This is a genomic window from Brevibacillus sp. BC25 (assembly GCF_000282075.1).
Lineage (GTDB): Bacteria > Bacillota > Bacilli > Brevibacillales > Brevibacillaceae > Brevibacillus.
Genome location: NZ_AKIX01000026.1, coordinates 14,141 through 26,737, shown reverse-complemented (window position 1 = coordinate 26,737; position 12,597 = coordinate 14,141). Strand labels below are relative to the sequence as shown.

Annotated in this window: 13 protein-coding genes and 1 pseudogene; 5 read left to right on the top strand and 9 right to left on the bottom strand. The window is 38.1% G+C overall.

The annotated features are described in order from the left end of the window. Positions 1-1,341: 1,341 nt before the first annotated feature. The 3 genes from PMI05_RS31760 to PMI05_RS05910 form a co-directional block, all read right to left on the bottom strand. On the bottom strand, positions 1,342-1,497 hold the full coding sequence (locus PMI05_RS31760) for a hypothetical protein (protein WP_369751197.1): 156 nt from the start codon (positions 1,495-1,497) through the stop codon (positions 1,342-1,344). A 629-nt stretch (positions 1,498-2,126) separates the two neighbouring features. Then, entirely contained in the window at positions 2,127-2,261 is a 135-nt protein-coding gene (locus PMI05_RS31595; protein WP_007718584.1) for a hypothetical protein, read from the bottom strand. 17 nt (positions 2,262-2,278) lie between these two features. After that, complete coding sequence (locus PMI05_RS05910) at positions 2,279-3,559, bottom strand: helix-turn-helix domain-containing protein (RefSeq protein WP_039960329.1); 1,281 nt, start codon at positions 3,557-3,559, stop codon at positions 2,279-2,281. A 223-nt stretch (positions 3,560-3,782) separates the two neighbouring features. On the opposite strand from PMI05_RS05910, the gene PMI05_RS05905 reads away from it, so the two are divergent. The 4 genes from PMI05_RS05905 to PMI05_RS05885 all read left to right on the top strand — a co-directional run bounded on the left by PMI05_RS05905 (position 3,783) and on the right by PMI05_RS05885 (position 6,669). Continuing rightward, entirely contained in the window at positions 3,783-3,989 is a 207-nt protein-coding gene (locus PMI05_RS05905) for an aspartyl-phosphate phosphatase Spo0E family protein (protein WP_039960328.1), read from the top strand. Positions 3,990-4,191: 202 nt separating this feature from the next. Beyond that, on the top strand, positions 4,192-4,617 hold the full coding sequence (locus PMI05_RS05900; RefSeq protein WP_007718582.1) for a hypothetical protein: 426 nt from the start codon (positions 4,192-4,194) through the stop codon (positions 4,615-4,617). 172 nt (positions 4,618-4,789) lie between these two features. Beyond that, a complete protein-coding gene (locus PMI05_RS05895; RefSeq protein ID WP_007718581.1) occupies positions 4,790-5,506 on the top strand; it encodes a hypothetical protein in 717 nt (238 codons plus the stop codon). A 653-nt stretch (positions 5,507-6,159) separates the two neighbouring features. Next, the gene (locus PMI05_RS05885; protein ID WP_007718578.1) at positions 6,160-6,669 is read left to right on the top strand and encodes an SMI1/KNR4 family protein; all 510 of its coding nucleotides are present in this window, start codon (positions 6,160-6,162) and stop codon (positions 6,667-6,669) included. 539 nt (positions 6,670-7,208) lie between these two features. On the opposite strand, the gene PMI05_RS05880 is transcribed toward PMI05_RS05885, so the two are convergent. The 5 genes and pseudogenes from PMI05_RS05880 to PMI05_RS05865 form a co-directional block, all read right to left on the bottom strand. Next, positions 7,209-7,670 carry a hypothetical protein gene (locus tag PMI05_RS05880; protein ID WP_007718576.1) on the bottom strand — a complete coding sequence of 154 codons (462 nt, stop codon included), beginning with the start codon at positions 7,668-7,670 and terminating at the stop codon, positions 7,209-7,211. Between the two features lie 23 nt (positions 7,671-7,693). Then, positions 7,694-8,110, bottom strand: coding sequence for a hypothetical protein (locus PMI05_RS05875; RefSeq protein ID WP_007718575.1), 417 nt, complete (start codon positions 8,108-8,110; stop codon positions 7,694-7,696). Positions 8,111-8,251: 141 nt separating this feature from the next. Continuing rightward, positions 8,252-8,563 (bottom strand): aspartyl-phosphate phosphatase Spo0E family protein, encoded by a 312-nt coding sequence (locus tag PMI05_RS05870; protein WP_007718574.1) that lies wholly within the window; start codon positions 8,561-8,563, stop codon positions 8,252-8,254. Between the two features lie 125 nt (positions 8,564-8,688). Next, the gene (locus tag PMI05_RS31590; RefSeq protein ID WP_007718573.1) at positions 8,689-8,817 is read right to left on the bottom strand and encodes a hypothetical protein; all 129 of its coding nucleotides are present in this window, start codon (positions 8,815-8,817) and stop codon (positions 8,689-8,691) included. Further along, positions 8,817-10,182: pseudogene (locus PMI05_RS05865) on the bottom strand (helix-turn-helix domain-containing protein). The gene PMI05_RS31590 and the pseudogene PMI05_RS05865 overlap by 1 nt, the downstream one beginning before the upstream one ends. Positions 10,183-10,793: 611 nt before the next feature. Here PMI05_RS05865 and PMI05_RS05855 point away from each other — a divergent pair. Further along, complete coding sequence (locus tag PMI05_RS05855; protein WP_052006409.1) at positions 10,794-11,306, top strand: SMI1/KNR4 family protein; 513 nt, start codon at positions 10,794-10,796, stop codon at positions 11,304-11,306. Positions 11,307-11,696: 390 nt separating this feature from the next. Here PMI05_RS05855 and PMI05_RS05850 read toward each other — a convergent pair whose 3' ends face one another. Further along, on the bottom strand, positions 11,697-12,407 hold the full coding sequence (locus PMI05_RS05850; protein WP_007718569.1) for a carboxylesterase: 711 nt from the start codon (positions 12,405-12,407) through the stop codon (positions 11,697-11,699). Positions 12,408-12,597: the final 190 nt, after the last annotated feature.

Genomic DNA, 12,597 nt, shown 5'->3' with positions numbered 1-12,597 from the left:
CCGTTTTTTGAATTGTTCCACGGAATTAAAATCGGCGCCTTAGAACCGACAATGTAGAAAAATGGAAATGAACTTATTAGTAGAACTCTTCTAAAACGATATAACCAAATTTGATGTTTAGTGTATTTCTCTTCTTTATTGTGATTCCAAGACTTTTGGCGGTAGCCACCATCACTAAACTGTCCGTTAGTTGAATAACTGGCGCCAGTCTAACACTTTATTTCTCAGTCTAGTACTTTATTTTTCGGTCTAGTACTTTATTTTACAGTCTACAACTTTATTTGTACGGAACAGTACTGTTTCAGCTTCTCGCGAAACAAGCCAACTCAACAACAAACGCTTGGGTACTCCCTAATGACCGATTCCGTTTCGCTCTTCCATGAAATATCGGATTCCGGAAGTCGAGATTATCCGCAATCTGTATCAAGGTTCCATACATGCCCCGGGAATGAGTCGATGCCACTCGCGGCAGCTCCACGTGCGTTTCCCTCCTGATCTCAATTCAAAATCGCCCGAAAATTAAACATCATTCAGTACACTGCACACTGAGAGACCACTACGCTGTCACGAGAGGATATGTAGCGTTGCATAACGCCATTAACAATGGATGTGACGTCAGCGCGCTTTATCGTCCCATCAAGAGCTGCTCTGACAAGTTTCTGATCGTCTAAGTTTACTATCCGTCCTGTCCCTGTCTCTTCGGCCTGTAGACGTCCACGGCTGACTGAAACTACTTGAGAGTAGCACGCCAAATACTGCCAGCAGCTAAGAGACATATCCTAAACCATTCTTGTTCGAAATCCTCTTCCTTTCGAATAATAGGTCTCCAGAGACGCATACCAATTTGCGGAAATATATACAGTCCCCTCAGTTCCCAGTGATCTCGGTCATATGGGGATATTTTATGAATCTCTTCGACCAATTTTTCTACCTTGATATTAAAAACATCCAACCCTTTAAATGAGCACGTATAACAATTTTCTGTATCAGAGGTAACTTCTATAAAATTTGCTTTTCCCGTTGGCATTGTACTCTATATGAAAGTAGGGGGCAGATTCAATCTGTTTAGAGTAAGATTGAATGAATGCTTCCACATCTTCCTTACAACTATACAACTAGAGAAGTCCCTCTGAAACGCTGATGTATCATGAGTTTCGATATTAAAAATGGGGTGTCTCTCAGTCGGAAAAATCGACTTTTGAAACAGCCCCTTCTTTATTTCCACTTACCAAGTCCAAAACTCTGTTCCTTGTGCAATTATTAATCTTTCTAACCAAGTTTCAAAAGTTATATTTAAGTAATAACCTTCTGAGGTTGAAACATCCTCATGATTAAAACACACTAAATAGTTATTCTGACGGAGTCAATAAAAATGTAATCACCATTGTTAATCGAGACAGGATACCAATGCACAGGCATATAATCGAGATGATTGTCCTTAATTTCATCTAGACTCAGTAACTCATATCCTCCACCATATCTTACACTCTTGAACAGCCATGCTCCATTATGGATTAGAAGAATGGATCGGCTACACTAAGTTAGACAGAAAAAATAAGGGCGAGTAGAATAAAGAGAAACGAAGGAGTGGTTCTACTATGCCAAAACAAAGACGTAGATTTACAGCAGAGTTTAAACAACAAATGGTACGAAGAAAATGAGCTTATCGCCTTACGGAAATGTGACAGTATTCGCTAAGTAATTTACGCAACAGAGGCACCACTTCGTACTTAGAATGAAGATAGGACTCAGACAAGTCAAAATAAAAAGCACCCTGATTATTTTAATCAAGGTACAAAAGGAGTTCACTTTTCTATAGGAATATGGCACCTAATTAATGCCCGGGGTCAGCAACGTTCTGCTTTACTTTAAATATATGTGCCGTATTAGTGTTAGTCACGTCTGTAGGTAGCCAATTGACACACACAGCCATGGACAAAGATAATACTAGCAAAGTCATTACCTTTTTCATCTGGGCACCTCCTTATTTTCCAAAATTACCTGCGGTGGCATCCTTTTCATTTCAGCAAGTATTGTAGATATTTGTGTAGATAAAATGAATAAAAAGCACCTAACCAATAGTTGTCAAAGTGCATCTGTCAACACAAGAGTAAAGCTTCTAACTTTTACCACCCTGGGTCAGTGCCGTAGGAAACTATTATAAAATGGTTTGGAATAGCTTGTACCTCGGTTGCTTGAATAGTTTGAGGCATAGCAACTAAGAACACCGTCATTAATATCTGCAAGAGAAGCTTGTTCATCACTTTCCCCTCCTAAGTTATCTGGATATTATAAGCTCATTATACACTTTTTGGATTTTGTTTATTACGAAATAGTCCATCTCTTTCTTGTTTTTTGTGTAATAATTTAAAATTTGATTTACACATTCATATCCTTTTTCATGAGCGCTAACTTTAGCGTACTCTAAGGTAGCTTTTAAATAACTATCTACCGCATCTCTAATTAGACCGAGACGCATTTTATAGTCTCCTTTTAACCTAAAGTAATAGGCTAATTCTGTTTTCTTGAATGGAGTTCGTATATTTACATTGTTCATCTGACCTTCATACTTTAGAAGATTTTCTATGGAATGAACATCATTGCTTTTTAGGTATAACTCAAATAATTCATTAACAATGTGAATGATATTATTGCCCGTAGCCTCTGAAAGACAAGCTTGTAGCTGAGTGATAGCTAAGTTAAGATTGCCCTTCTTCCCATTAATAGCCCCTTCCATTACTTTTACTGTTTCAGTTACGTGTGGGTATGAATAATGACTAAACAGTTCAAGGTATTTTTCTGACAGTCCATAATCCCCCGAATAATAATACGAGTTGCATATTGCCAATGTTGAATCAGCTTTGATTCTGCTATCCGTCCCATCTTCTTTTAAAACATGTTTACAAAGTTTGATGCAATCATCAAATAATCCGAGATTATAGGCATGGACTCCCAGTTTATAATGCAAAAGTATCCGTTCATCAGGGGATAAAAATTCCGCGTAATGCAAGATTTGCTCCCCAGACTGATACGTTTGAGGTAATTTAGTAAAATCATCTCGTTCAATTAGATATTTCTTAAATAAAGCTTTTGCAATGTATATCGGCTCACCACATTGTCGTGCATAATTTGCGATGACCTTATAGAGAGCTAAGCGTATTTCGTTATTTATTACTATTACAGCAGTCGAATCAGAGAAGTTATACAGTCGCTCCAATGCCTTCTCAATCTTTTCATTAGGAGATTGAAGAAATTTCAATGAAACTCTTTCGACTAGTGAAGTATGATCACATTGAATGACTTCTTGAAGAATTTCAAATAACGTTTCACTCCTAGTCTCTTCCTCAAGGTATCCTTCAATAATTTCTTCATACGGATACGGAAATATAATGGCTAACGACTTCACTGTTTTAAATTCAGGGCGTTTTGTTTCTCCACTCTCTATTTTCTGTAGAACACCCCTGCTTAAACCAGTTCTATTCTCCAACTGAGCAAAAGACAGGCCGCTATTTCTCCGGTATTCAGCCAGCATATCCCCGATCGTTTTCTTTTGCACCATATTCCCCCCAATACAAACACTTCCTTTTTCTTACAACCCAATCGAGCAGGATTATAACAAGGCACCAAACATGAATCAACAAAAATTGATCGACAAAATATCACTTTATTTTGGCGAATAATAGCGAATTACGTCAAATGTATCAAGGTAAATTTTTCCATATCCCTTGTGATATCAATGTTATATTGCAAATGAGGGGTGAGGCTATTGGGGCCAAGTAGCAATGAATGAATGGCATAAAGTAAGTAATGAAGACCTACTCCAGATCATCGTTGTTCTTCAACAGCAACTCAGTGACGTTATAAAGAAAAATGGCAGGTTAACAGACAAAACTGTGGTGGAGGTGAGTCAGGAGCTAGATAACTATATCGTAGAGTGGCAACGTAGAAAGAATATCAATCGAAAAGGGGGATATTGTCGAAGTGAGTAATCTTGGTACTCAGCAGCGTAGTTTTCCTACAAAAAGAAGGACGCTCCTCTGCTTCCAGTCAATGGAACGTCCCATAAATAAGAAGCCTACGCCCCTTATCCGCAAGAGTACCATCGAGTTACGTGAAAGAAAAGACCCAATCATCTTTATTCAAGGAATACTGTGGTAGGGTAAAGACAATCTTTTAAGGTAAGGGAATCCTATGAAAAAGAAATTGGATACCAACTTGAGAGAGCGAAATAAATTAAACGAGAAATTGAACAAAATATTGGTTGAAAGATTATTATTGCAAGAACAAGAAAAAGCGTTGATGTTAGAAACGAAAAAAGTGTTAAACCGAATTAAGGAATTAGACTGTACCTCGTCTGTTAAAAAAGATTTTACGTTCAAGAGTAGGAAAACTCACTCTCACTACGATTATTCAGAGATCGCCCAACGCATTAGAGAAATATTGAGTAAAACTGAGGATCGTATGATTTGGCAGAATGTTTTATGTAATGAACTTCAGAAAAGAGGTATTACGTTTAGTAATGCACATGTTATGTTCAAAAATACGTTGCCTTATTTAAGTGACGTAAAGAAAGAAAAGATCGGCAGGAAGATAAGATATACCCTCCTCACAAAGTAGATCACATAAATACATCAGCTAAAAAAGGCCGGGATGTTAATTCCCGACCTTTTTTTACAAGTTTTATAAATATTACAATGAATAATTAAGATAGTCGACCGATGTACTGTATTATACACTTCTTGATAATATGACATACAGGAAGTAAAAAAATCCCATTGGAGGTAAGTCGATGAAAAAGTTTATACTTTCTCTCCTATGCACAGTCATACTATTTGTCCCCTCTGTCTCTTTTGCAAAGGAATCTCAAGCTCAATCCGCCGCAAAGTATCCTGTTGACGCAAACGCCAAAAACGTAGAAACCATAGTAGATATTACGTGGAAAAATAGCCCTGACATTTTAGAAGATCCAGCTAATAGCATAGTTGTACCAACCAGGGAAGACTGCGGTTGTGATGAAGTTATTAAAAAAAGGACAAACATGATTTACATTGACGACACAATGCCCATAGAGTACACCATCCACAAAGGAAAATTAGTTCTTTTGAAAAGACCTGATCTCCACTATTACACCCAGAACTTCACTCAAACCTGGTGGAATCAGTACAGTGGAAAGTTTGCACAAAAAGCAGCAGAAGGAGCTGGCACTTATGTCAGTTTCAGAATCGGAGGAAAAATGCCATATATGGCAAGATTACTGAAGCTAAAAGACCGCTTTGAAAAACCGTTTCAGTATGGAGACTATGCACTGGGAGCATTAGCATGGATGCAACAAGAAAAAGTACCGCTTTGGGGGGACATTATTTCAGCGTCAGTCCCGAAAAGTGGTACAGAGATTTCCCTGATTTACATTAGCGAAACTGGGAAAAATAATAGCTGGAAGTATCGTGCCCGTTTTGAAGTTGAGAAAGATGGAACAGTAAAAGTTGATCATTGGGTAGTGGATTAGTAGATTTGAAGAATATGAAGGGATGTCTTCTAGGCATCCCTTTCATTTTTGGTATAATTTAGGTAGGTAAGGGAGGGTGGTAAAGGAATATGAATGAAACTGTCTTTAGTTTCATAGAGCTGCTTGAAATTGCTGGAGGCATATTCTTTTTCAGTTTGTTTAGGTATGGATTAAGTAAGCATAATGCTACTTGGAAGTTTATTATTCTTGAATACTTTGCTATTGTTATGAGCATTTGGATTATTAAATCGTTGGTGAATCTTATTTTTGGTTAGGGGAACATGTCTGGTGATAAACCAGATACATACAAGACATGCCGAATAGATGCACCTATTCAGCCACTTTTGTAGCAGCCATGACCCACTCTCTACTTTCAACTGATAGTGTTTCATTTGTAGTAGGTAGCACATTAGCACAAAAAAGAGGGGTTCTATGCCCCACTTTTTCAGTCCGCCAATCCATCTCCGCTTATTTTTCGTGACATGCTTGGTGGAGTCAATCTCTCCTTTTGCATATGGTGGGGATAACAGCTATGATAATTTAATTCCGTTACCAAAAGACTTCCACCGAAAAGAGGTTACTCCTTGGTGGGCTAGTTATGGCAAATATGTACCTTCTGGTGATGACTATTAAAGAATAGTAGGTGATTCTCCTTGAAGAACAATTTATCTGATTTGGTATTGGAAGGGTTAAAAAAAAGACTCGATAATAGTAATCGATTATTAGTGCAAAATAGGAATGGAAAAGTTGATACAGCCCAGTTTACATTTAATCCTCCTGCTACAGCAGGGATGATTGAAGAGTTCTTAAGAGACACTCATTGGTACTTACCAACTGACTATAAGAATTTTCTCCTAATCCATAATGGAGCATGGCTGTTCGAAAGTGTAAGATATGGTGGAGGATATGAGTTACTAAGCCTGAACGAAATTAAGAATAGTCACCTAGATTATATGCCTAAACATTGGTATCCTATCTCGATCAACAATGGCGATTACATTTTTATTGACTATAATCGAGTTAAACACGGTCAAAACAACTATTTAGTGTGTTTTAATCATGATGATGTTTCAACCTCAGAAGGTTATTACTTAAATATGACTTTTGAAACTTGGTTAGAAAGATTAATAATTGCACAAGGAACAGAGTTTTGGACTTGGTAAGTGGAAATAAAGAAGGGGCTGTTTCAAAAGTCGATTTTTTCGACTGAGAGACACCCCATTTTTAATATCGAAACTCTTGATACATCAACGTTACAGAGGGACTCCTCTACAAAACAGAATCTAAATTAAACATTAACAATTGAATCGTCTCTCTAAAGCCCCAAAATTGGATTTTAGTCCTAACCTCTTATCTTGTTAAGCTGGTAACAGAAGACCAGAGGGGAATTTTTTTTTGCAACGAAAACGCTATTCACTCGAATTCAAACAATACATGGATTAAACAAACAAGAAGAAACAGGGAGTTTTGATGAGCGTCGGGGGATCTCTTGCAATTGTAGGAGCAGGGTACGGGCTACTGTCAGATGAACAAGTCCAATCGCTCCAAAAGGCTTTTGAGTTAATCTTAACTGCATTCTAAAAGGCGAAGCCCTCCTTCGGAATAACCCGAGGAGGGCTTTTTTACGTTATGCGTTCAATTTTAGAGTCGCCTTTTCCTTCGCTTCATGTAATACAACGTTCATACTGAATCAAATTCGAGATTATTTTTCCAACTCGTATTCCCACGACCCATTATCATACTTGATTTTAAAAGACAAGGTTTCCCCATCTTTTCTGCTAAATGCGAAATAGCCTTCTTTTAATGCTTCATCCAAAACAATAGTCGGAATGGAATCGCCGGGTTTAGCGTGCGCTTGCATAATTTCATCCTGCACGCTAATAAACGCACCAGCTACATCCTCTTCATATTTTTCTTCCATTGCTTCTATAAGCTTTGTACTTTTTGTAAACTCATTGAAGACCCATTTCTTACCGTTGTCATCGGTTATGGTTTTCATTACTCCCAGATCTTTAGCTTTCGCTTCAATTCCTACTGCTTCCAGTGCCTTTATGTGATTACCTTTTACATACGACTTAGTATCTTCACTCGCATATAGACTGCCACCAGCTAATACAACGCCAGCTAAAACAAGACCAGAAAGAATTACATTTCGTTTTTTCATACTACTCTACCTCCTTCGGGTTATTATTCAGGCCAATAAGCTTCGGAAACTCGTTCAATTTTGTCTCCAAAATTATTGTAAGCGTAGTGGGATGATCTAATTTCAGTGTCAATCAAATTTGTAACCTTCTTTTCGTACTCGACAGAAGCATAAGAAGGATCGTTATCGTAGTCTTTATGCTTTAAATCGCCATTGATATAGAAGTACGAGTAAACTCTTACTTTTGTAAGATCCCTTCCTTCTCCCTCCGTATAGGCTGACAAATTAACAGTATTGCGAGTACCGTCAGCCCATGATCTTTTGCCTGTGATGCTAAAATCGGTACCATCGCCCATGGGTTTAACACTATCTTCTTCCGCTGCAAGACCGATTGAAGCAGATAAAGCGAGAGTACCTAATACTGTTGAAAGAGCGGTAATTCGAACAAATCGTTTTTTCATACTAACCTCCAGAATAATAGATTTCCAGATTGCCCTAATTTTATTGAAATAAGCTAGATTACCCTATAGGCATAATCTACCATTTTTATTAACATTAGGCATACTCAGGTTTGTAGATTCCCTCCTGTAACAAAGAACACCTTATTTTCTACTTTTTTGAATCATTTTTGATTGAATTACCAGAATGTATTGATCCAATTGCTGACTTAATTCCACGACTTCATCATCCAACAAATCATTCTTTTCTAAAAACATTTGCACAAGTTGTTCCCGCAATTGTTCCACAATGTTCTTTAAATGATCTATTTCCTGATAAGTTCCTCCTTCCCGATCTAAGAGTAGCGTGGTACATTTACTTATAGGAGCTTTAACTGCTCCTCCTGCGGGCGTTCCTTTAACCTGGCAATGGGGAGGAACGCCCTTTTTATATGCAATAGCTCCTATGGGTTTCACCTCCTTTTTTTACATTTTTGTACATTAATTTATGTACATTTATAACTATATACCAACATTCAGTAAACCGACCTTTGAAAAATTTTGAATGATAAAAAACACCCTTTCGGGTGTTTTTCTACAGCTTAGCCTCCTGCACCATGGGTATACTTGATAACTACGTGATGACCGTTTCGTACCTCTTGATGATCTGGTATAACCATTCCGTGAGATAATCCGAATAGGACAGTAAGTAGCAGTAACATATTTCGCATTACTTTTTTCTCCCTTCCAAAATGTTTTGAAAATCATTTATCTGCTGATCAGAAGCACTATGTCGATATTTCCAGAACATAGCGACACAGCTTTGGAACTTTTCTTGCTCCTTCATCCTGCTCGCTAAAGCAAGGCAGCGAAGTGTTTCTGCAATACCTTCAGCAATTCGCCCCTTATGAAGCTGATATATCGCTATATGATACCGAAAATGAAGATGACGGGTAAGACTAAAAGGATCTTCATAGTCTTGAAAGCAAGCGATATCCTTAGAAAAACGCTCCAAAACGTCATCTACAGATAGTCCGAATCGATTGGCCGTCTCCATAATGGTAAACATACCCGCCAAAATTTCTGGTGGGTTATTGGCTAGATGATTTACATACTCAGAAAGTAGTTCTGTACGCCCCATTAATAGATTCAACGTGTAGTGATTCGCTTTAGCCCACCCTCGAAACTTTTCAATTTCCATTTCAGCAAGTTCATCACGGAATTTAAACCATCCCAGTTCCGCATATTCTTGAACACAACTGATCGCTTCTTCATATCGCTCTTGTAATTGTAATGCGAGTCCTTTTAGTAAGAATCCTTGTCCATAATAAACAACGAGATGGCGTTCTGTTTCAAGTATTCCGCCCACACCATCAATTTCCCATCTTTGTACTTCCTCATTGTAGATTATAGTTGCTAACTCTCTTAACTCATCTGCATATCGTTCTACCTCCTTCCAATTGTGGAGTGTAAAGCAGACGTTTGCTAACTGTAGCAGCGCGTCTAATTGATGATTTTCTGCAGCCTCTTTCGATAAGGATTAAAACGGATGACTGCTTCCCATTTTTTCTCTGAATCAGTTCCTCCCTGTGCCGCACGAAAAAGCCGATACTGAGACATAACAAAACGATCACCATGGCTGTCTTTTTCAGCTTCAATTACAAGCTGGTAAAACGGGATTGACTCCTCTCGTTCCCAGTTGCAAAAAGCTTCTCTGCCACCGAAAACAGAATGGACAGGTTTTTCTGATTTTCCAAGAGGTTAGGGACAATTAACTCGATGCAATCTTGTCTGCCAATTTCTGCGCATCGAACCAGATAGGGAATAACTCGTGAACGAGACACTCTTCCCTCGACGAAACATTCCGTTACATACAGCTCATACAACCATCCAAGAGCCTGTTTAAAAGCTACCGCAAGCACGTCTAGATGACCAATCGTCATAGCCCGAGAAGGAGTTCGATTCAAGATGTCGCTCAGTACTCCCTGATTAATACCTGTTATCTCGCCAAGTTTAGTCAGTGTGTAACCGCGTTCTTTTAGGTGATGTTCAATTTCCGAACGTAATGATCGTTGAACTATTTTGCCTTCCTGCATATTAAACCTACTCCTCCTTAGCAATAACAAAAGAAACATCAAGCTTCCTATATTTTACAGAAGGAGTGTTTGTATGTAAATATTTGGAAGGTAAAGCTATTGTCCTGATGATTTGTCCATATAGAGTACACCCTGTATCAACAATGGCTGGAAGTCCAAAAAACGATATGCCAGAATGCATTCAAGAAATAGTCAACCCGTCCTATTTTAAGTGAAATTAGGTTCTTGATCGTAGTGCATTGGTTGTGAGCGTCGTGTCTAATCTTTGATGTATTGAGGGCAAGATCATTCAAATAATCGAGGTACGGTGCTTCCGTTTCTTTTTCCACATGTGCAATTTTCGCTTTAAACTGGTTCAAGAGGCCAAAGAAGCAGGGAATGCATCTCAGGTTGCCCGTCGCCATGGTATTGATGTGAAAATACCCTATCGAATGATATGGATCGAATGAAATGAGTAATTTGATTCCTCTTCTCAGATATCCGAACAGCAACTCTTACATCCTGTATCATGATAATGTCACTGACTGGTGGAGAAGTTATCGAAGAAATTAGTGTAAAATTGGACTGTCCTTCAATTGACAGTCCCTACTCTCATTGAAGGATGTGATCTTGTGAGTAATCCTTTTGAAGCCCTCATTAGTAAGATCAGGGGAAGTAAGACAAGTATAGACAGAAACGTGCAGATCAAAAACGAGGAATATCAATTTACATTCTACATCTCGAACGAGTCTATCACAGATACAAAGGAGAAATTAAAATCGTTTGAGTTACCAGAGGATTACGTCAGTTTTTTAAGCCACTACGAAAGTGCAAAACTATTCAAGGGCGCCAAGCATAACTCTGGGGGTTATGATGTGCTAAGTACCGAACTCGTCATTGGGTACTGGAAAGCCTACAGCATCGACCATCCTTACTATCCTATCGTTTGGAGCGATATCTCAAATAGCTGTATATGTGTGGATCAAGACAGAATACATAGTGGAAAAGGTTACCTCACATGGGTTGGATCGATACTACCAGACGATACTATCGACATAGACTTGACGTTCACAGGGTTGTTGGAACAGCTTGTTGAGCATGATGGAGTTGAGTTTTGGGATCGACCCATTGAGGAGAAAGAGTAAAAAAAGGACGCCTTTTATAATGCGTCTTCAGGACGGACGAATAATTGATGGTTCTATTGAAATCAGTTACAACTTCCAAAACCCACTAGGAAAGGGGGCCTAGCCTTAAATCGGCTAGCCTCTTATTTTCATCAATATTACGCACTCCACATGTGTCGAGGTGACAGGGAGTACAAACCTTAACCAAAGGAATAGCATTTGCTAGCATTTGCTCACTTTCGGGGCGGCTGAGACAGCCGTCCTTTTTATTTAATCATGTAGCCCCCTATTTTAGAGATTATTTAATGATTAGCAAAAGAGAGTTTAACTTAAGAATAGACATGATAAAAAAGAAGCTGAGTCTGTAGGTCATGGAAGTCAACCTAAAAACGGAGCCTCTTGATTTTCAGATTATCTAATATCTAAGCGTGCTCTTAGCCATTTTTCATAAATATCCAAATCTTCTTCTGTATGAAAATAATGCTCGGAAGCATTTGAAACAGCAAGATTGCAATTAAACTTTGTGATAAATGTTGATAAGACATCATACTCGCACAGTTCGTCTTTTTTTCCATATAAAATTGAAGTTGGAGAATCCCATTTTATAATTGGATTCTTGATAACATACTGGTAATAATCCCAATATAGGATTTGACCAATAGGTGTAGATATTTCTTTTTCTCTGCACAGATGTTCTTCTGTAATATCAAACCATTTCATCATATTTTGAATCATTCGGCTCATGTCTAAAACAGGAGAAAGAAATAGGCTTCGCTTTAAAACTTCATCTTTATAAGCTAACAAGCTAAAATATGCTCCCATACTATTTGCCCATAGGCTGATAGTATTTGATTTCGTGTGTGCAAATTCTAAAACCTTCTTCAAATCAGAAACGCAGTTTTGCACTTTACAAAGCTTAGAACTATTTTTTCTATCGCCGTGTTCAGGCAAATCAAAACTGAGCACTTGATATCCCAATGGAACAACCTCTTCGGCTAGAATACGAATCGGAATATCTGATTTTGAAGACATATTGCCATGTACAGCAATAAATATTTCCGTGCTGTCGTTTCCCCACAAAATAGCAGGAATATCATCTATTAAAATATTTTCTTTTAACATGCATCCTCCAAATTATTGAGGTGTCACCCTCCATAGGTAGTTGTATATTATTTTTTTACGAACATCATATCCTCAATTTTCAACCCAACTTTTTCTATCACAACTTTATTATAGTCTTAATAATGTCTTGATACAAAAACAGGGGAACGGCTTGATCGCTCTGGGTTTTCCCCTTTATCCATTCCCCGAT

What these genes read in the sequence shown, in the direction of transcription:
- PMI05_RS05875 (WP_007718575.1), bottom strand. Translation starts at nt 8,110, where the DNA reads ATGAAAAAACGATTTGTTCGAATTACCGCTCTTTCAACAGTATTAGGT.
- PMI05_RS05880 (WP_007718576.1), bottom strand. Translation starts at nt 7,670, where the DNA reads ATGAAAAAACGAAATGTAATTCTTTCTGGTCTTGTTTTAGCTGGCGTT.
- PMI05_RS05850 (WP_007718569.1), bottom strand. Translation starts at nt 12,407, where the DNA reads ATGTTAAAAGAAAATATTTTAATAGATGATATTCCTGCTATTTTGTGG.
- PMI05_RS05905 (WP_039960328.1), top strand. Translation starts at nt 3,783, where the DNA reads ATGAATGAATGGCATAAAGTAAGTAATGAAGACCTACTCCAGATCATC.
- PMI05_RS05900 (WP_007718582.1), top strand. Translation starts at nt 4,192, where the DNA reads ATGAAAAAGAAATTGGATACCAACTTGAGAGAGCGAAATAAATTAAAC.
- PMI05_RS05910 (WP_039960329.1), bottom strand. Translation starts at nt 3,559, where the DNA reads ATGGTGCAAAAGAAAACGATCGGGGATATGCTGGCTGAATACCGGAGA.
- PMI05_RS31590 (WP_007718573.1), bottom strand. Translation starts at nt 8,817, where the DNA reads ATGCGAAATATGTTACTGCTACTTACTGTCCTATTCGGATTATCTCAC.
- PMI05_RS05895 (WP_007718581.1), top strand. Translation starts at nt 4,790, where the DNA reads ATGAAAAAGTTTATACTTTCTCTCCTATGCACAGTCATACTATTTGTC.
- PMI05_RS31595 (WP_007718584.1), bottom strand. Translation starts at nt 2,261, where the DNA reads ATGAACAAGCTTCTCTTGCAGATATTAATGACGGTGTTCTTAGTTGCT.